The following is a 16905-nucleotide window of genomic DNA, read 5'->3' as shown; positions in this document are numbered from 1 at the left end:
GTTCAACGATGGCTTCGTAGCTTCTCTTTATGTTTGATGAGTTGCCGGTCCAGTTTGTCAGTCAACTGGTCAATAGCGGCGTACATATCCTGATCGACGGCGTCGGCGAACAGGTCTTTCCCGCTGACGTGAACGCGTGCCTCGGCCTTCTGTTCCAGCTTTTCCACCGACAGGATGACGTCGGTGCTGGTGATTTTGTCGTGGTGGTGGGTCAGGCGTTCAAGCTTGTTGGAGACATAGTCTTTCAAAGCGTCAGTCAGATCCAGGTGGTGGCCGCTGATATTGATTTGCATAGCAACATCCTCTTTGGCGTGGCGATCACGTGATGGTTACGGACCCGCAACCGACTGCTTCAACGTCCGGGTCGACAGCCGGGCCCATCCTGNAAATGCTGGCGTCTGGTCTCCTGCCGCCTAGCATAGCAGTGCCAGCCACGCGGCGTCACCTTCCNCCGGGGCCTCAGGCCGGNCCCAGGGTTTTTCGTTCGTTCGATGGGGGAATGCCCAGCGACTCCCGGTATTTGGCAATGGTTCGCCGGGCTACCTTGATGCCCTGTTCGGCCANCAGNGCGGTAATCTTACTGTCACTCAGTGGCTTCTGGGGTGACTCGGAGGCCACCAGCTTCTTAATGATAGCCCGGATTGCGGTGGAAGAGCACTCGCCGCCGGATTCCGTGCTGACATGGCTCGAGAAAAAGTATTTGAGCTCGAAGATACCCTGGGGGGTGTGCATGTATTTCTGTGTGGTCACCCGGGAGATGGTCGATTCATGCATATCCACCAGTTCGGCGATGTCGTGCAGGACCANGGGGCGCATGGCCTCGGCGCCATGATCCAGAAAGCCGCGCTGCTTCTCGACGATGCAGGTGGCCACCTTGAGCAGGGTTTCGTTGCGGCTTTGCAGGCTTTTCAGAAACCAGCGGGCTTCCTGCAGGTTGTCTTTGAGGAAGGTGTTGTCGGTGCTGGAGTCGGCCCGCTTTACCATGGAGGCATAGCCCGGGTTGATCCGNAGGCGCGGTGCAATGTCGGGGTTGAGCTCGACCATCCAACGGCCTTCGCGTTTCTCGACAAAGACGTCCGGTACCACATACTCCACGTCACCGCTGGCAATCTGGTCACCGGGGCGCGGATTGAGGCTCTGGATCAGGACAATNGCGTCGCGCAGCTCNTGCTCTTTCAGCCGGGTGCGNCGCATCAACTGACGGTAGTCGCGACTGGCCAGCTGCGGCAGGTACTGGCGGACAATGGTCTTGGCCGCTTCCAACAGCGGCGTATCCGCCGGCAGCTGCTGCAATTGGACGAGCAGGCATTCGGACAGGTTCTGGCTGGCGACGCCGCAGGGGTCAAACTGCTGAACGCGGTGCTGGACCGCGACAATTTCATCGTACTCGAGCTCTTCCCAGTCGTTTTGCAGACCCTCGANAATTTCGTCCAGCGAGATGGAGAGCATGCCGCTGGGTTCGACGGCGTCGATCAGCGTCATGGCAATGATCCGGTCCCGGTCGGACATGGGGGTCAGGTTCAGTTGCCACATCAGGTGATCGTAGAGCGAGTCGGTGGTGCCCCGTCGGCTGTCATAATCGCTGTTTTCATCGCCCTCGTAGGGGCTGGAGGCGGCGGGAGTGGACTGGTACACATCGTCCCAACTGGTGTCGACGGGCAGGTCGTTGGGGATTTCATCGTTCCAGTCACTGTCGGTCTGGCCNAGATCGGCGCCATCACTGTCCGCGCTGGGTTGGCTCTCNCCGTCCCGGGTGTCTTTGCCGTTGCGGGCGTCGGATTCCCGGTCGTCGTTACTTTTTTCCTCGGGGCTGTCATGGGTCTCCTCCACCTCCAGCATGGGGTTGGAGTCGAGCGCCTCCTGGATTTCCTGCTGGAGGTCCAGGGTGGACAGTTGCAACAGGCGAATCGCCTGCTGCANCTGAGGTGTCATGGTCAGCTGTTGGCCGAGTTTGAGCTGTAGGGATTGTTTCATGGGTATGCTGCTGGGACCCCGGTCGAAACGAAATGTGNCGAATTACCCAGAGTTTAGTCAGACGGAAGGCCACTGGCAACAAGGATAAGCAATCTTTGTGCCCAANNCGCAAGAANCAGNATTTGTCAAGAGCNGANCGGGCCGGTTAANCCCGCNGCGTTANNGCTGTCCGGTGCGCTAGAGGGTGCCCNCATTGCGCTAGAGNTGNAAGTGNTCGCCCAGGTANACTTCCCGGACCCGCTCATTGGCCAGNACATCGGCGGCGNTGCCCTCGGCNATAATGTGGCCTTCGCTGACAATGTAGGCTTTTTCGCAGATATCCAGTGTCTCCCGNACGTTGTGATCGGTGATCANCACGCCGATGCCGCGCTCTTTCAGNTGCCGGACAATCTGTTTGATGTCCGAGACGGANATCGGATCCACGCCGGCGAAAGGCTCATCCAGCAGAATGAACTGGGGTTCGGTGGCCAGGGCTCTGGCNATTTCCACCCGGCGACGTTCGCCCCCGGACAGTGACATGCCCAGGCTGTCCTTGATGTGGGTGATGTGGAATTCTCGCAGCAGGGCGTCGAGCTTGGCCAGGCGCTGTTTGCGGTTCAGCTCCTTGCGGGTTTCCAGGATCGCCATGATGTTGTCGGAGACCGTGAGTTTGCGGAACACCGAGGCTTCCTGGGGCAGATAACCGATGCCGGCGCGCGCCCGCCCGTGAATGGGCAGGTGGGTGATGTCCTTCTGGTCGATCAGTACCCGGCCGTTGTCGGCGCCAATCAGACCGGCGATCATGTAAAAGCAGGTGGTTTTGCCCGCCCCGTTGGGACCGAGCAGCCCCACGATCTGTCCGGTAGATACCGACAGGGAGACATCGAGCACCACTTTGCGGGTTTTGTAACTTTTGGCCAGGTTCAGGGCGTGCAAGCTGGGCATGAGTCAGTCCTGTTCAGCGCGGTCGCTTTGCGGTGGCAATACCATTTCGATACGCGGGCTATCGGATTCCGTATCGCCCTCGGCCTTGAGGATTTCACTGGCCATGTCGTAGTCGATCCGGTTGCCGCTCATGGTGGCGTTGCCCTGCACGATCCGGGCGTTGGTCTGCAGCTCCAGGCGCTCGCTGGTCACATCGTAGCGGATGGTGTTGGCCTGGGCGGCAACGGGCTGGTCGTCCACATCGGGTTGCTGCTCAAAGTGGGCCGGGGTGCCTTCGGCCACCACCCGCTCCACTTGCCGGTTGGNGTCGGTGTGTACCACCAGGCTCTCGGCGCGAATGTTCAGGCTGCCCTGGCGCAGACGCACATCGCCTTCATACCGCATGATGCCTTTCTGCCCGTCTCGCTCGGCGCGGTCGGATTCGATGTAAATCGGCTGTTGCTGGTCATCGGGCAGGGCGGCGGCGCCGGGGGCCAGCAGGGCACCCAGTAGCGCGAACAGCGCAAGGTGGCGCGCGCGCCGGACGATGTCAGTTCCCTTGGGGTGGTTCATAGGTGCCGCGCACCTCCGATAGTAATTCAATTTGATCTTCGGCCAGGTCGGCGCGCATACCAACGGCGTCGTGTCGGCCCTGAGGGGAGCGCATGGTAACAGCTTTGTCGGTCTGCGCGAATTGCCGGTTGGGCTCTACCTGGAGTTCGGGGGTGGTGATTTCCATCGCCCCATTGGCGCTCTGCTGCCAGGCCCGGACCTCGCCGGTGAACACCAGAGTCTCGCCCGTCGCGTCGCTGCGGCCGAGCCGGGCGGTCAGTTGCCAGGGCGGGGTATCCTCGCCGAACACAGTTACATCGGGTGCCTGAATCAGCGAGTAGTCCCTGGGGCTCGAGCGATTGGGCAGGTGTTGGAAGTGATCGGCCCGCTCGCTCAGCATCCGGTATTGCAGCTGGCCTTCCGGGTCATAGCGCCGGGTTTCGGAAGCCACCATGAACGCCTGGGGAAANCGNGTNTGCGCCTCTGGNGGNGCGCGCAGCAGGTCTTCCGGTGAGTAGTCCCACACCGCCACCAGAGCGATCAGCAGAAACAGGCCAATCCAGGTCAGTGGGTGTTTCCACATGTCAGTGTGCCTCCTGGTCGGGGGCGAGGTAGTCGGCCAATAGCCGCTCGTAGTCGCCCCGGGCTTTCAGCAGGGCATCGCAGGCGGCCCGGACGGCACCCTGGCCGCCCCGGAGCTCGCTCTGCCAGTGGGAGCGCTCGGCGACCGCCGGATGGGCATTGGCCACGGTCAGGGCCAGGCCGACCCGGGTCATGATGGTGAGGTCCGGCCAGTCATCGCCCATGAACGCAATCTGGCTCAGGGATACGGGGTGTTGTTCGCGCCATTCGCTCAGGGCGTCCCATTTGTCCTCGCGTCCCTGAATGACCAGGTCCAGACCCAGGCTGCGTGCGCGTCGGGCCACGAGGTCGGTTTTGCGGCCGCTGATGATGCCCACCTCTATGCCGCTGCGCCGCAGCAGTTTGATGCCGAGGCCGTCCAGGGTGCAGAACGCTTTGAGTTCGTCGCCGGTTTCGGTGAAGTAGAGGTTGCCGTCGGTGAGCACGCCGTCCACGTCCAGCAACAGCAGTGAAATGGCCTGAGCGCGTTGCGCAAAATCTTTGTGTGGGGCCTTCGGGTCGGTCATTGGAAGCGGTACGCAGGTTTTGAGGTTTGGAGTTCAGGCATCAGATGATGCCCGCGCGAAGAATATCGTGCATATGTACGACCCCCTGGGGCCGTCTTTGTTCGTCGAGAACAATCAGGGCGGTAATTTTTTTGTCTTCCATGATTTTCAGCGCCTCGGCCGCCAGCGTGTGGGCGTCGATGGTTTTGGGGTTGGCGTTCATCAGTTGGCCGATTTCGGCATCCTTGAGGTCGGCGCCCCGGTCGATGCTGCGGCGCAGGTCGCCGTCGGTGTAAATGCCCAGCAGTTGGTCATGCTCATCCACAATGGTGGTCATGCCGAAGCCCTTGCGGGTCATCTCCAGCAATGCCTGGGACAGACTGGTGTGAACGCTCACCCGTGGAATGGCCGCGCCGCGGTGCATGATGTCTTCGGCGCGCAACAGCAGCTTGCGCCCAAGCGTGCCTCCGGGGTGGGAGAAGGCGAAGTCCTCGGCGGTAAAACCGCGGGCCTCCAGCAGGGCAATGGCCAGGGCATCGCCAATGACCAGGGTCGCGGTGGTACTTGCCGTCGGTGCCAGTGCCAGCGGACAGGCCTCGGTGGTGACACTGATGTCCAGGTCGACGGCCGCTTCTTCGGCCAGCGGCGAGCGGGGGTTGCCGGTCATGCTGATGATGGGCACCCCGAGGCGCTTGAGCAGCGGAAGCAGGGTGATGATTTCATCGGAGTTGCCGGAGTAGGAGATGGCGATGACCGCGTCTTCCCGGGTGATCATGCCCAGGTCGCCGTGGCTCGCCTCACCGGGGTGGACAAAGAAGGCGGGGGTGCCGGTGCTGGCCAGCGTGGCCGCAATTTTTTTGGCAATGTGCCCGGATTTGCCCATGCCGGTGACNATCACCCGTCCNGAGACCCCAAGCATCAGCTCGCAGGCCCGGGTAAAACGGGCATCGATTCGCTCGCGCAAGGCCGCNACNGCCTGCTGTTCAATATCGATGGTGCGCTGTCCGGAGTGGATAAAGTCGAAGTCAGTCATGGACGGTGCANATACTCGGCNTGGTAAAGCGGCNCATTATACGGCCTTGGACCGGGGATGACGAATGCCGGACTACAGAGTGTTGAACAGCCAAACGTAATAACCGATATAGGCCGCCAGTAGCACCANNGCAATNAGCCGACCCANGTGCCCGCGAGCCTCCCCCGNNCCNGTGTGAGCGTTGCGNCGCANGCGGTAATCCACNCCGATGGCNATCGCCAGGGNGAANGTCATNGCGGCCATGGCCAGATAATCCCGNTNGAACACCTGCCGGTCCATGACCGGCTCCTGAATCAGNCCCGGTAAGGCCATGACCGCCAGCAGGTTGAACAGGTTGGAGCCGATGATATTGCCCAGCGCCATATCCTGGTGGCCNTTCAGGGCGCTGCCNACCGANGCNGCCAGCTCGGGCAGGCTGGTGCCCACGGCGATGACGGTCAGNCCCACCACCAGCGGNGANACGCCNGCNGCCAGGGCCAGGTTCTGNGCGCCCCAGACCAGAAGTTCGGCGCTGATNACCAGGGNAATCAACCCGATCAGAAACCAGAGGGTTGCCGCCATACCGGTGTAATTCGGGATCTCGTCGTCCACCTCTTCCGGGTGGGCGCGNCGGGTCAAGGCCAGAGCCCCTAAGGTGATGGTCAGCGCCGCCACCAACAGAACGCCCTCGGGGCGTGTCAGTTGGCCGTCATAGAGGGTATAACCGGCCAGCAGGGTGATGATCAGTAGAGCGGGCAGNTCNCGGGTCAGCAGGTGATGCTGGATGGGCAGGGCNACCAACAANGCCGTGATGGCCAGTACCAGTCCCATNTTGGCCAGGTTGGAGCCGAGCGCGTTGCCCACNGCCAANTCTCCCGCTTCGCGCAGNGAGGCGCTTAACGAGACCATGATTTCGGGTGCCGAGGTGCCAAAGGCGACAATGGTCAGACCGATGACGAGTTTCGACACGCCCANGCGGCGGGCGAGGGCGGCGCTGCCNTCGACAAAGCGATCAGCGCTCCAGATCAGGCCGACGAAACCGGCCAGCAGAGCCATAACGGACCAACCCCAGGTTGTCATTGATCAATCTCGTGGTTTGTGGCGTAGNGTTTGANAGGGAACACTAACATTCTTTTACGGTCAGAGCGTAGGTAGCGAGGCCGAGTCAATGTTATGATATAGCCTTTATGGCGCAGCCCGGCATGGNCCGGGCTCCCGGGCTGGAAGGCCCATCACCCGGAAGCTGGAATCTGTAAGGAACCCCCTATGACCCAACCCAACATTGCAAGCATCACTTTCCGTTCGGTCGTAGCCCTGATGGCCTCCTGGCTGTTGGCGGCAAACGTTTGGGCCGCAGAGCCGGTAGACCCCAANCAGGAAACGCCTCACGAGCTGATTGAAGAGGTGACCGAAGTCCTGTTCGATGTGGTGCAGAAATACAACGGCGGCAGCGACAACGCTGAGCAGTACTACGACGAAATCCAGGACATTCTGGAGCCCGTGGTGGATTTCGAATTCATTGCCAAGGCGGTCATGGGCTCGCACCGCTCCGATGCCAGCGATGAGCAGGTGGAAACCTTTGTTCAGGAGTTCAAGCGGGGCCTGGTGACCACCTATGCNAAGGGGATTGCCAACTACGTGGATAGCGAAATCAGCATCCGCCCGCCCTCTGAAGATGTGGCAGACAAGCGCCGGGTCAGTGTTGATCAGGAGGTGAAGCACGATGGCTCCACCTATCGGCTGTCTTACACCATGGCCAAAAACCGCTCCGGCGAGTGGAAGCTGATCAATCTGGTGCTGGACGGCGTGAACCTTGGACGCTCTTTCCGCAGCCAATTCGGTCAGGCCGCCAAGAAGTATGACGGTGATCTGGACAAGGTGATCGACAACTGGCTGGATGAGATGTAAACGCCGTCTCGGCACCCACTCTCATGCCGTCGCCTCCCGGGCGGCGGCATTGTTGTTTCTGGGGGTTGGNGGAACGGTTGTTTCTGGNGGCGGCGGACGGCTTTCGGGATGCGGTGAACGACGCATTCAGGTAAGATTCCGCTTTGGCCCATAAACCTCTGGCCCGCAGACCTCTGGCCTGGGCACTAAACGTCTGGCCCAGGTAGTCAATTACTGGATAGTCTATGCAACCCGAACAGATCAAAGCACTGGTAGAAGCCAAAGTTCCCGATAGCACCGTACAGGTGGGAATTGATGGCAGCCANATCAATCTCGTTGTCGTCAGCCCCGCGTTNGAGGGCATGACGCCGGTCAAGAAACAGCAGNTGGTGTACTCGGCGCTGACCGACAGCATTGCCCAGGGCACCATCCACGCAGTGCACATGAAAACCTTCACGCCGGAACAGTGGCAGCAACAGCAGTAATTGCATCGCGANCGCGCGATGACCGACAAGTGATTTTCTATGGATAAATTGCAAATTCANAGCGGGCCGCCGCTCAATGGCGAGATTCGGATTTCCGGCTCGAANAACTCGGCCCTGCCGATTCTGGCGGCGACGCTGCTGGCCGATGGTCCGGTGCATGTGTGCAANATGCCGCATCTGAANGACATNACCACCATGCTGGCGCTGCTGCGCTGCATGGGGGTGGGCGTCACCATCGACGAGAAAATGTGCGTCGAGNTCGACCCCACCAGCATCAATGATCTCACCGCCCCTTACGAGCTGGTNAAAACCATGCGNGCCTCGATCCTGGTGNNGGGCCCGCTGNTGGCCCGCTTCGGNGAGGCCAACGTGTCCTTTCCCGGGGGNTGCGCCATTGGCAGTCGTCCGGTGGATATTCACCTGCGNGGCCTGGAGGCCATGGGGGCGGAAATTGATGTGGACGAAGGTTACATTCGTGCCCGNAGCAAGGGCCGCCTGAAAGGGGCGCACATNCTGATGGATACGGTGACCGTCGGCGGCACCGAAAACCTGCTGATGGCGGCGGTATTGGCCGAAGGCACCACGGTGCTGGAAAATGCCGCNCGGGAGCCCGAAGTGGTGGATCTGGCCTATTGTCTGGAAGCCATGGGNGCCCGGATCGAAGGCATTGGTACCCAGACGCTCACGGTTCACGGCGTCGAGCGTCTGCACTCGTGCACCTACAGTGTAATGCCGGACCGGATTGAAACCGGCACTTACNTGGTGGCCGCNGCNGCGACCCGNGGTCGGGTGCGCCTGAAAGACACCCGGGCCGATATTCTCGAGGCGGTGCTGCTCAAGCTGGAAGAGGCCGGAGCGGAAATCACCATCGGGGATACCTGGATAGAGCTGGACATGAAAGGTAAGCGGCCCCGGGGCGTCAGCTTGCGCACGGCGCCCTATCCGGCCTTTCCCACGGACATGCAGGCCCAGTTTACCGCGATGAANGCGGTGGCCGAGGGCGCCAGCTCCGTGACCGAGACCATNTTTGAGAACCGCCTGATTCAGGTGCACGAGCTGAACCGGATGGGCGCGAAGATTACCCTCGAAGGCAANACCGCCNTGATCCAGGGCGTGGACCGGCTCAANGGNGCCCCCGTGATGGCAACGGACCTGCGGGCCTCNGCCAGCCTGGTGATCGCCGGTCTGGTAGCGGATGGCACCACNNTGGTGGACCGCATTTACCATATNGATCGCGGTTACGANTGTATTGAAGAAAAACTGCAAATGTTGGGCGCGAANATTCGTCGGGTTCCAANCTGACGGACCGAGTACTGAGGCCGGNACGCTCNCGCNTGAGCGGGCGACCGGNCGCGTCCCCTGACCTCCAGATGAGACCCATGACCCAGACANTGACCATTGCCCTGACCAAGGGCCGTATTCTGAAAGAGACTCTGCCGCTGTTGGCNGCGGCCGGTATCGANCCGGCGGAAGACATCGACAAGAGCCGCAAGCTGGTGTTTGAGACCACNCGGCCCGACGTGCGCCTGCTGGTGTTGCGCGGCGCGGATGTGCCCACCTACGTGCAGTTCGGGGCCGCNGACATGGGGATTTCCGGCAAGGATACCCTGATGGANAATGGCGCCGAGGGCCTNTATGAGCCGCTGGATCTGGACATTGCCCGGTGTCGNCTGATGACCGCNGCCATCAANGGNGCGCCGCCGNGCCAGGGCCGTCTGCGGGTGGCCACCAAGTATGTGAATGTGGCCAAGCAATACTANGCCAGTTGNGGTCGGCAGACCGACATCATCAAGCTGTACGGTGCGATGGAGCTGGCGCCGATCATGCANCTGGCGGACGAAATTGTGGATATNGTCGATACCGGCAATACGCTGCTTGCCAATGGGCTGGAGCCCCGGGAGCACATCGCCGATATCAGCTCGCGGNTGATCGTAAACAAGGCGTCCATGAAGATGAAGCATGTGCTGATTCAATCCGTGATTGACGCCATTGGTGANGCCGTTGACGCCAAGCGTCCGGCCTGACNTGTAGACCGGCTCTGGCCGTAATGACGAGATTTTTCCATGACTGANAAGCAACCTCTGATCGCTCGCCTGGATGCCTCCGCTGCGGATTTCAGTGCGCGTCTCGATGCCCTGCTGGCCTGGGACAGTGTGTCCGATGCCGGGGTCGNCGAGGTGGTGGACGAGATTCTTCAGGCCGTCAAAACNCGCGGTGATGCGGCGNTGGTGGAGTACACCAACCGCCTGGATCGTCGTGAGGTCAGCTCGCTGGCGGATCTGATTGTGCCNGAGAGCAAGTTGCATGANGCGCTCGNGTCNCTGCCCGCCGAGCAGCGCCAGGCGCTGGAAGTGGCGGCGGAGCGGATTNGGCGTTACCACGAGCATCAGCGGCAACCGTCCTGGGATTACACCGAGGANGATGGCACCCGGCTGGGNCAGAAGGTGACACCCATGGCGCGGGTCGGGCTCTATGTGCCCGGNGGCAAGGCNTCNTACCCCTCATCGGTCCTGATGAATGCGATTCCGGCCAAAGTCGCCGGCGTGGCGGAGCTGGTGATGGTCGTGCCGGCNCCGGGTGGCGAACTCAATGCCATGGTGCTTGCGGCAGCGGCGGTGGCCGGCGTGGACAAGGTGGTGACGGTGGGTGGTGCTCAGGCGGTGGCGGCCTTGGCTTACGGCACAGAGAGCCTGCCGAAAGTGGACAANATNGTCGGNCCGGGAAACATNTATGTNGCCNCCGCCAAGCGCGCCGTGTTCGGNATGGTGGANATTGACATGATNGCCGGTCCCTCGGAGATTCTGGTGATCTGCGATGGCCAGACGGATCCGGACTGGATCGCNATGGATCTGTTCAGNCAGGCTGAGCACGATGAGCAGGCNCAGTCGATACTGGTGAGCCCGGATGCGGCNTTTCTCGATCGGGTAGANGCGGCCATGGAGCGTCTGTTGCCGACCNTGAGCCGGGAGGCGATTGCCCGGACCTCGTTGGCCAATCGCGGTGCNCTGATTCTGGTGCAGGATATGGACCAGGCGCTGGCAGTCAGCAACCGGATTGCTCCGGAGCACCTGGAGCTGTCCGTGGCCGATCCGGATGCCCTGTTGCCCAAGGTGGCCCATGCTGGCGCCATTTTCATGGGTCGTTATACGCCGGAGGCACTGGGCGATTACTGCGCAGGTCCGAACCACGTTCTGCCGACCTCGGGCACTGCGCGGTTTTCCTCACCNCTGGGGGTGTATGATTTCCAGAAGCGCAGCTCCATCATTCACTGTTCAGCTGAAGGTGCCTCGGAGCTGGCCAAAACCGCCTCGGTATTGGCGCGCGGTGAAGCGCTGGAAGCGCATGCTCGCTCGGCGGAGTACCGAATCAAGGTATAGCCGATTCAGCGTCCACAAAAAAGGCCGACACCCGGTATCGGGGTCGGCCTTTTTTTGTGGCGTGAGGGGCTGTCCCGGCCGGGGTGCTCAGGTGCTGGCCGGCAGGGGACGCTCACCGATGACCGTTTCCANCTCAATCGGCTCGCCGTTGCGCAGAATGCGCAGGGTCACCTCNCTGCCCGGGGCGGTGGCGGCGATCTGGTTCATGCCGCGCCGACCGTTGCCAACGGACTCGTCGTCAATGTGGGTCAGAATGTCGCCCGGCGTCAGGCCCGCCTGTTCGGCCGGGCTNCCGCTGTACACGGCGGTGACCACCACGCCCTGGGTCGAGTTCATGGCGAGGGCGCTGGCCTGATCCTGGCTCAGGGGGCGAACCTCCAGGCCGAGCCAGCCGCGCACCACCCGGCCATGCTCGATGATCTCGCGCAGTGCCCGCATGGCGGAGTCCGCCGGAATGGCGAAGCTGACTCCCACGGANGTGTTGCCCTCGCCGAGAATGGCGGTGTTGATGCCCAGGAGNTGTCCATGGATGTCCACCAGGGCTCCGCCGGAGTTGCCCACATTCACCGCGGCATCGGTCTGGAGGAAGTTCTCGTACTCGCTGAGGTTCAGGTTGTAGCGGCCGGTGGCACTCAGAATACCCTGGGTGACGGTCTGGCCCACACCAAAGGGATTGCCAATGGCGAGCACAATATCCCCTACGCGCGCCTGGGTAGGCTCGGGAACATCGATGACGGTGAGGTCTTCCAGGTCAATCTTCAGTACCGCCAGATCGCTCTCTGGGTCTGTGCCGACCAATCGCGCGCGGGTTTCGCGGCCGTCATACAGTAGAACCTGAATCTCGTCGGCGCCGTTGATCACATGCTCNTTGGTCAGCAGGTAGCCGCGGGGGTCGACAATGACGCCGGAGCCCAGCGCGGATTGCGCGCGTTGCTGCTGCGGGCGCTCAGGAAAGAAGCGNCGATAAAAAGGNTGNTCCGCCAAGGGGTGGCGCTGCTGTTCCTGAATTTTACGGGTGTAAATGCTGACCACCGCGGGGGCGGCCCGATCGACGGCGTCCGCGTAGGACGTGATGGCCGGGCGCGTCGGGTCGGGTGCACCGTTCGGCCCCCGAAGCTCGGGGAACGCGAGCAGCGNNAGTAGTGCAATGAGCAGTCCGGTGGCGACGGGCCAGCCGAGGGACTGAAGCAGACCTCGTGCGCTCATCTACAGTCTCCGGTGTTGGAAGATAAAGGNCCAGCGGGACATGCCCGCCGGTAGGTGTAACCACGGTGACATGAGCGGGAAATCAGATGGCTCCCCGAGGCGGCTCGGTTGGGGTGTCTGGCTTGTCATNCTGGGTTTCTTCGGTGTANGTGTCCGAAGAACCGTACTGATAGGGCGATTCGTACTCGCCCTCGTCGTGCAGACCGTACTCTTCACTGAGCTGCCCCTTGCCGTTCTTGGGAGCCCAATCCCGGGGAGCTTCGATATGCTCCTCACTCAGGTAGGTTTTTTCCGAGCCCAGCAACTGGGTATTGGCCGAGTCCAGAATCTGCCGGCTCAGGGCCGGAGTGGTCAGCTTGAGTGCGCTGTTTGCCAGGTGCTCGTAAACGTCGCGATAGCTCTGGGTCAGGTTGTTTACCAGCTCGGAGGTCTTCGCAAAATGCTCGGACACATCCTGCTGGTACCGCTTGAGCTCATCTTCAGCGCGCAGAACCCGCTCTTCGAGTTCCTTGCTGCGGGAGCCCGAATCGGTCAGTTTGTAAAGTACCGCGCCCAGGGCACCACCGCCCAACAGACAGATCAGCGCGGTAATAATGAGGGTTCCGAATGAAAACACAAATTTCTCCTCTCGGTATGAAGCCGGTTTGTGGCCTGCAAAACTGCGGTCGCTCGCGGTATTATACGGCCTTTTATTCGACCCGGGNGGAATTCCCTTGATCCGTTTCGGGTGTGAACCACCGCCGCGCCCAGAGGGCGGGGCAGGCCATTGAGGTGATCGTGACAGTATTTTCGCAAACCGAGACCGCAATTACCATCGACGGGCCCGTCGGCGGGCTGGAAGCCCGCATCCAGGCCGGCTCCGAATCCGGCTCNCTCGCCGAGCGGGGGCTGGCGGCGATCGTCTGCCATCCGCATCCGCAGCACGGCGGCACCATGAGCAACAAGGTGGTCACCACCCTGGTGAGGGCCTATCGTGACCTCGGCGTTGCNACCGTGCGGTTCAATTTCCGGGGTGTTGGGGCCAGTGAGGGCGAGTTCGATCACGCGGTCGGGGAGGTGGATGACCTGCTGGCGGTGTACTCCTGGCTCTCGGAGCGGCGACCGGACGATGGTGTGCTTTTGGCCGGATTTTCTTTTGGCTCGGCGGTGGCCGCTGGAGCGGTTTATCGGGTGGGATCGGTCGAACATCTGACGCTGGTCGCACCGCCGGTTGAGCGCTACACCTACGATCGCGATGGACGCTTCCCGTGTCCCGTCTGTATTGCCCAGGGCGAGCGGGATGACGTGGTGGTGCCGGAGGGCGTGATCCGCTGGAGCGAAACCCGGCTGCAATCGCCCCATGCCTTGCTGCGCTACCCGGAGGCCGGGCACTTCTTTCACGGTCAGTTGACCGAGCTTAAAGCGGATCTGGCGCGCACCCTGGAGCGGCAACTGGGTGTCGACTCATGAACCGGCCAGAGTTGAAGTACGACACGCCCTACAATCGCTATCAGCGTGATCTGGAGCAGCCCGGGTTCAGCCGGGACCCGGCCCAGGCGCAGGTGGTGGATCAGTTGCAGGCGCTGTTTGAAGCGCTGGTCGAGCAGGGCGCTCCAAAAACCGGGCTGCCGGGGCTGTGGGAACGGTTGCGGCGGCGGGTTTCAAAGGCGCCGATCACACCGGTCACCGGGTTGTACCTGTGGGGCGGCGTCGGGCGGGGCAAAACCTATCTGATGGACAATTTTTACGAGAGCCTGCCGTTTGAGCAGAAAATGCGCGCCCATTTCCACCGCTTTATGCGCCGGGTGCACGGGGACCTCAAGCAGCTCGATGGCCAGAAAAATCCCCTTGAGCAGGTGGCAGACCGCATCGCCCGGGAGGCCCGGGTCATCTGCTTTGACGAATTCTTCGTCTCGGACATCACCGATGCGATGATTTTGGGCACTCTGATGCAGGCCCTGTTCCGCCGCGGCGTGACGCTGGTGGCCACCTCCAATATTCCGCCGGACAACCTATATAAGGATGGATTGCAACGAGCCCGGTTCCTGCCCGCCATTGAGCAGATCAAGCGTCACACCCGGGTATTGCAGCTCGATAGCCAGAACGACTACCGATTGCGAGCACTGGAGCAGGCCGAGTTGTACCACAGCCCGCTCGATGCGCGGGCGGACGAGAGCCTGATGGCGAGCTTCCGCAGCCTGGTGCCGGCAGAAGATGAAATATGCGCCGACCAGGTGCTGGAGGTGGAGGGGCGCCCGATTCGAGCCCGCTATCTGGGGGAAGACGTGGCCTGGTTTGACTTTATGGCCCTGTGCGATGGGCCCCGCTCCCAGAATGACTATATCGAGCTGGCCCGGGAGTTCCATGCGGTGGTGGTGAGCGATGTGCCACCGCTGGGTCGGGGCAACGACGATCAGGCCCGGCGCTTCATCAATCTGGTGGACGAGTTTTACGATCGGCGGGTCAAGCTGGTACTATCCGCCGCCCGGCCGTTGACGCAGATCTACGACGAGGGGCGCCTAAGCTTCGAATTCGAGCGCACCGTCAGCCGCCTGCTGGAAATGCAGAGCCGCGACTACCTGGCCCAGCCCCACAAGCCCTGACGGGGCGGCCGGGTTGGTGGAAAAATCATCAGTTTCCCCCTTGAAAACCGGCGACGATTTCTATAGTATTCGCGCTCTTTTGTGGGAAGCACCTCCTGAGGCAGGAAATAACATGAAGACTTATAGTGCTAAACCTGAAACGGTCTCTCGCGACTGGTTCGTCGTTGATGCCGAAGGCAAGACTCTGGGCCGTATGGCTACAGAGATTGCCCGTCGTCTGCGCGGCAAGCACAAGCCCGAGTACACACCTCATGTGGACACGGGTGATTACATTGTCGTGATCAACGCTGAAAAAGTTCGTGTGACCGGTAAGAAGGCCAGCGACAAGATTTACTACCATCACACCGGTTATATCGGCGGCATCAAGTCGATCAGCTTTGAAAAGCTGATCCAGAAGGCCCCCGAGCGCACCATCCAGAACGCCGTCAAGGGCATGCTGCCCCGCGGACCCCTGGGTCGCGCCATGTTCAAAAAACTCAAGGTCTACGCAGGTAACGAGCATCCGCACACTGCGCAGCAGCCTCAAGAACTGACTATCTAACCGGGAAGCTGATTATGGCAGTTACTCAATATTACGGTACGGGTCGCCGCAAGACCTCCACCGCCCGGGTGTTCATCGCCCAGGGTAGCGGCAACATCACCGTCAACGACCGTCCTCTGGACGAGTACTTTGGCCGTGAAGTGGCACGCATGATCGTGCGTCAGCCGCTGGAAAATGTGGAAATGGCTGACAAGTTCGACGTAAAAGTCACCGTGAAAGGCGGTGGTAGCTTTGGTCAGGCCGGCGCCATCCGCCACGGTCTGACCCGTGCTCTGATGGAATACGACGAAGCGCTGCGTGGCTCTCTGCGTGAAGCAGGTTACGTAACTCGCGATTCTCGCGCTGTTGAGCGTAAGAAAGTGGGTCTGCGTAAAGCCCGTAAGCGTCCGCAGTTCTCCAAGCGTTAAGCTGGAGCTCGCCCCACGGTGTGGGGCGGCGGTACCTCCGAGCAAAAAACGCCCAGGCCCTTCGCTGGCCTGGGCGTTTTTTTATGTCCGCCCGCCGTATAACCCATTGGCCGAGGGCACGGGGCGCAGCTTATTCTTGTAAGCGGCGCGCAATTTCTTTAAGATTGGCCATTTTTTACGTCTCAATAACATCATTCTAAATCGTTGAAATTCAGTGATTTACTGGCCGTCGGAAGCTGTTAGGGGAGAAGATCGTCATGACCGATGACGTTGTCAATAAAACGCGCCGCCGTGTGCTGACCGCTGCTACCTCGGTAGTAGGGGCTGTGGGCGTAGTGGGTGCAGCGGTACCTTTTGTGGGTTCCTGGAACCCCAGCGCCAAGGCAAAAGCCGCCGGGGCACCGGTTCGGGCCAACATCGGCAAGATGGAGCCCGGGCAAATGATCACCGTCGAGTGGCGGGGTAAGCCGGTCTACATTGTGCGTCGTACACAAGAGTCCATCGCGGGGCTGGAAAAAGTTGAGGACGTGCTGCGCGACCCCAACTCGGAGCAACCCCAACAGCCCGAATACGCTCAAAATCAGACTCGCTCCATTCGCGAAGAGTTCCTGGTGCTGCTCGGTCTGTGCACCCATCTGGGCTGCGCACCGTTGTTTCGCCCGGAAGTGGGCGTTGCTGACCTCGGTGGCGAAAACTGGCAGGGCGGCTTCTTCTGCCCTTGTCATGGTTCCAAGTTCGATATGGCTGGCCGCGTGTATACAGGCGTACCCGCTCCGTTAAACCTGGAAGTTCCCCCACACCGTTACGAGGGCGATAACCTGCTCATCGTGGGCGAGGATCAGGAGGCATAAG

General features: G+C 61.2%; 20 protein-coding genes. 10 read left to right on the top strand and 10 right to left on the bottom strand.

Features of this window, described 5'->3' with window-relative positions; genetic code table 11:
• Positions 1-2: 2 nt before the first annotated feature.
• From hpf to CMG77_RS12620, 8 genes are all read right to left on the bottom strand, one after another.
• Positions 3-293 (bottom strand): ribosome hibernation-promoting factor, HPF/YfiA family, encoded by a 291-nt coding sequence (gene hpf / locus CMG77_RS12655; RefSeq protein ID WP_024459565.1) that lies wholly within the window; start codon positions 291-293, stop codon positions 3-5.
• A gap of 166 nt (positions 294-459) precedes the next feature.
• On the bottom strand, positions 460-1974 hold the full coding sequence (locus CMG77_RS12650) for an RNA polymerase factor sigma-54 (protein WP_286904735.1): 1515 nt from the start codon (positions 1972-1974) through the stop codon (positions 460-462).
• Positions 1975-2172: 198 nt separating this feature from the next.
• On the bottom strand, positions 2173-2898 hold the full coding sequence (gene lptB, locus CMG77_RS12645; protein WP_286904734.1) for an LPS export ABC transporter ATP-binding protein: 726 nt from the start codon (positions 2896-2898) through the stop codon (positions 2173-2175).
• Positions 2899-2901: 3 nt separating this feature from the next.
• Positions 2902-3450 (bottom strand): lipopolysaccharide transport periplasmic protein LptA, encoded by a 549-nt coding sequence (lptA, locus tag CMG77_RS12640; RefSeq protein WP_286904733.1) that lies wholly within the window; start codon positions 3448-3450, stop codon positions 2902-2904.
• Positions 3428-4012, bottom strand: coding sequence for an LPS export ABC transporter periplasmic protein LptC (lptC, locus tag CMG77_RS12635; protein WP_286904732.1), 585 nt, complete (start codon positions 4010-4012; stop codon positions 3428-3430). Before lptC ends, lptA begins: the two co-directional genes overlap by 23 nt.
• Position 4013: 1 nt before the next feature.
• Positions 4014-4577, bottom strand: a complete 564-nt coding sequence (locus CMG77_RS12630; protein ID WP_286904730.1) for a KdsC family phosphatase — start codon at positions 4575-4577, stop codon at positions 4014-4016.
• 40 nt (positions 4578-4617) lie between these two features.
• Positions 4618-5589: a KpsF/GutQ family sugar-phosphate isomerase gene (locus CMG77_RS12625; protein ID WP_286904728.1), complete on the bottom strand. Its 972-nt coding sequence runs from the start codon at positions 5587-5589 to the stop codon at positions 4618-4620.
• A 72-nt stretch (positions 5590-5661) separates the two neighbouring features.
• A complete protein-coding gene (locus CMG77_RS12620) occupies positions 5662-6624 on the bottom strand; it encodes a calcium/sodium antiporter (protein WP_502691908.1) in 963 nt (320 codons plus the stop codon).
• A 210-nt stretch (positions 6625-6834) separates the two neighbouring features.
• On the opposite strand from CMG77_RS12620, the gene CMG77_RS12615 reads away from it, so the two are divergent.
• The 5 genes from CMG77_RS12615 (at position 6835) to hisD (ending at position 11317) form a co-directional block, all read left to right on the top strand.
• The gene (locus CMG77_RS12615; RefSeq protein ID WP_286904724.1) at positions 6835-7476 is read left to right on the top strand and encodes an MlaC/ttg2D family ABC transporter substrate-binding protein; all 642 of its coding nucleotides are present in this window, start codon (positions 6835-6837) and stop codon (positions 7474-7476) included.
• A 224-nt stretch (positions 7477-7700) separates the two neighbouring features.
• The gene (locus tag CMG77_RS12610; protein ID WP_286904722.1) at positions 7701-7940 is read left to right on the top strand and encodes a BolA family protein; all 240 of its coding nucleotides are present in this window, start codon (positions 7701-7703) and stop codon (positions 7938-7940) included.
• A gap of 39 nt (positions 7941-7979) precedes the next feature.
• Positions 7980-9242 (top strand): UDP-N-acetylglucosamine 1-carboxyvinyltransferase, encoded by a 1263-nt coding sequence (murA, locus tag CMG77_RS12605; protein WP_286904720.1) that lies wholly within the window; start codon positions 7980-7982, stop codon positions 9240-9242.
• Positions 9243-9319: 77 nt separating this feature from the next.
• Positions 9320-9964, top strand: a complete 645-nt coding sequence (hisG, locus tag CMG77_RS12600; protein ID WP_286904718.1) for an ATP phosphoribosyltransferase — start codon at positions 9320-9322, stop codon at positions 9962-9964.
• 39 nt (positions 9965-10003) lie between these two features.
• Positions 10004-11317: a histidinol dehydrogenase gene (gene hisD, locus CMG77_RS12595; protein ID WP_286904716.1), complete on the top strand. Its 1314-nt coding sequence runs from the start codon at positions 10004-10006 to the stop codon at positions 11315-11317.
• 87 nt (positions 11318-11404) lie between these two features.
• Here the strand turns inward: hisD and CMG77_RS12590 are convergent, their stop codons facing one another.
• Both CMG77_RS12590 and CMG77_RS12585 read right to left on the bottom strand, forming a co-directional pair.
• The gene (locus CMG77_RS12590) at positions 11405-12523 is read right to left on the bottom strand and encodes a trypsin-like peptidase domain-containing protein (RefSeq protein ID WP_286904715.1); all 1119 of its coding nucleotides are present in this window, start codon (positions 12521-12523) and stop codon (positions 11405-11407) included.
• 82 nt (positions 12524-12605) lie between these two features.
• Positions 12606-13139: a Z-ring associated ZapG family protein gene (locus CMG77_RS12585; RefSeq protein WP_286904713.1), complete on the bottom strand. Its 534-nt coding sequence runs from the start codon at positions 13137-13139 to the stop codon at positions 12606-12608.
• Positions 13140-13456: 317 nt separating this feature from the next.
• Here CMG77_RS12585 and CMG77_RS12580 point away from each other — a divergent pair, with 317 nt between their 5' ends.
• From CMG77_RS12580 to petA, 5 genes are all read left to right on the top strand, one after another.
• Complete coding sequence (locus CMG77_RS12580; RefSeq protein WP_502691907.1) at positions 13457-13972, top strand: alpha/beta hydrolase; 516 nt, start codon at positions 13457-13459, stop codon at positions 13970-13972.
• The gene (zapE, locus tag CMG77_RS12575) at positions 13969-15105 is read left to right on the top strand and encodes a cell division protein ZapE (protein ID WP_286805670.1); all 1137 of its coding nucleotides are present in this window, start codon (positions 13969-13971) and stop codon (positions 15103-15105) included. The genes CMG77_RS12580 and zapE overlap by 4 nt, the downstream gene beginning before the upstream one ends.
• 112 nt (positions 15106-15217) lie before the next feature.
• On the top strand, positions 15218-15646 hold the full coding sequence (gene rplM / locus CMG77_RS12570) for a 50S ribosomal protein L13 (protein WP_024459582.1): 429 nt from the start codon (positions 15218-15220) through the stop codon (positions 15644-15646).
• A 14-nt stretch (positions 15647-15660) separates the two neighbouring features.
• A complete protein-coding gene (rpsI, locus tag CMG77_RS12565; RefSeq protein ID WP_024459583.1) occupies positions 15661-16053 on the top strand; it encodes a 30S ribosomal protein S9 in 393 nt (130 codons plus the stop codon).
• A gap of 257 nt (positions 16054-16310) precedes the next feature.
• Positions 16311-16904 carry a ubiquinol-cytochrome c reductase iron-sulfur subunit gene (gene petA, locus CMG77_RS12560; RefSeq protein ID WP_024459584.1) on the top strand — a complete coding sequence of 198 codons (594 nt, stop codon included), beginning with the start codon at positions 16311-16313 and terminating at the stop codon, positions 16902-16904.
• The last annotated feature ends 1 nt before the right edge of the window (position 16905 follow it).

The organism is Marinimicrobium sp. (assembly GCF_002695945.1).
GTDB classification, from domain to species: Bacteria; Pseudomonadota; Gammaproteobacteria; order Pseudomonadales; family Cellvibrionaceae; genus Marinimicrobium; species Marinimicrobium koreense.
Note: the sequence above shows the minus strand (reverse complement) of the source record. Positions and strands in the feature narration are given on the sequence as shown.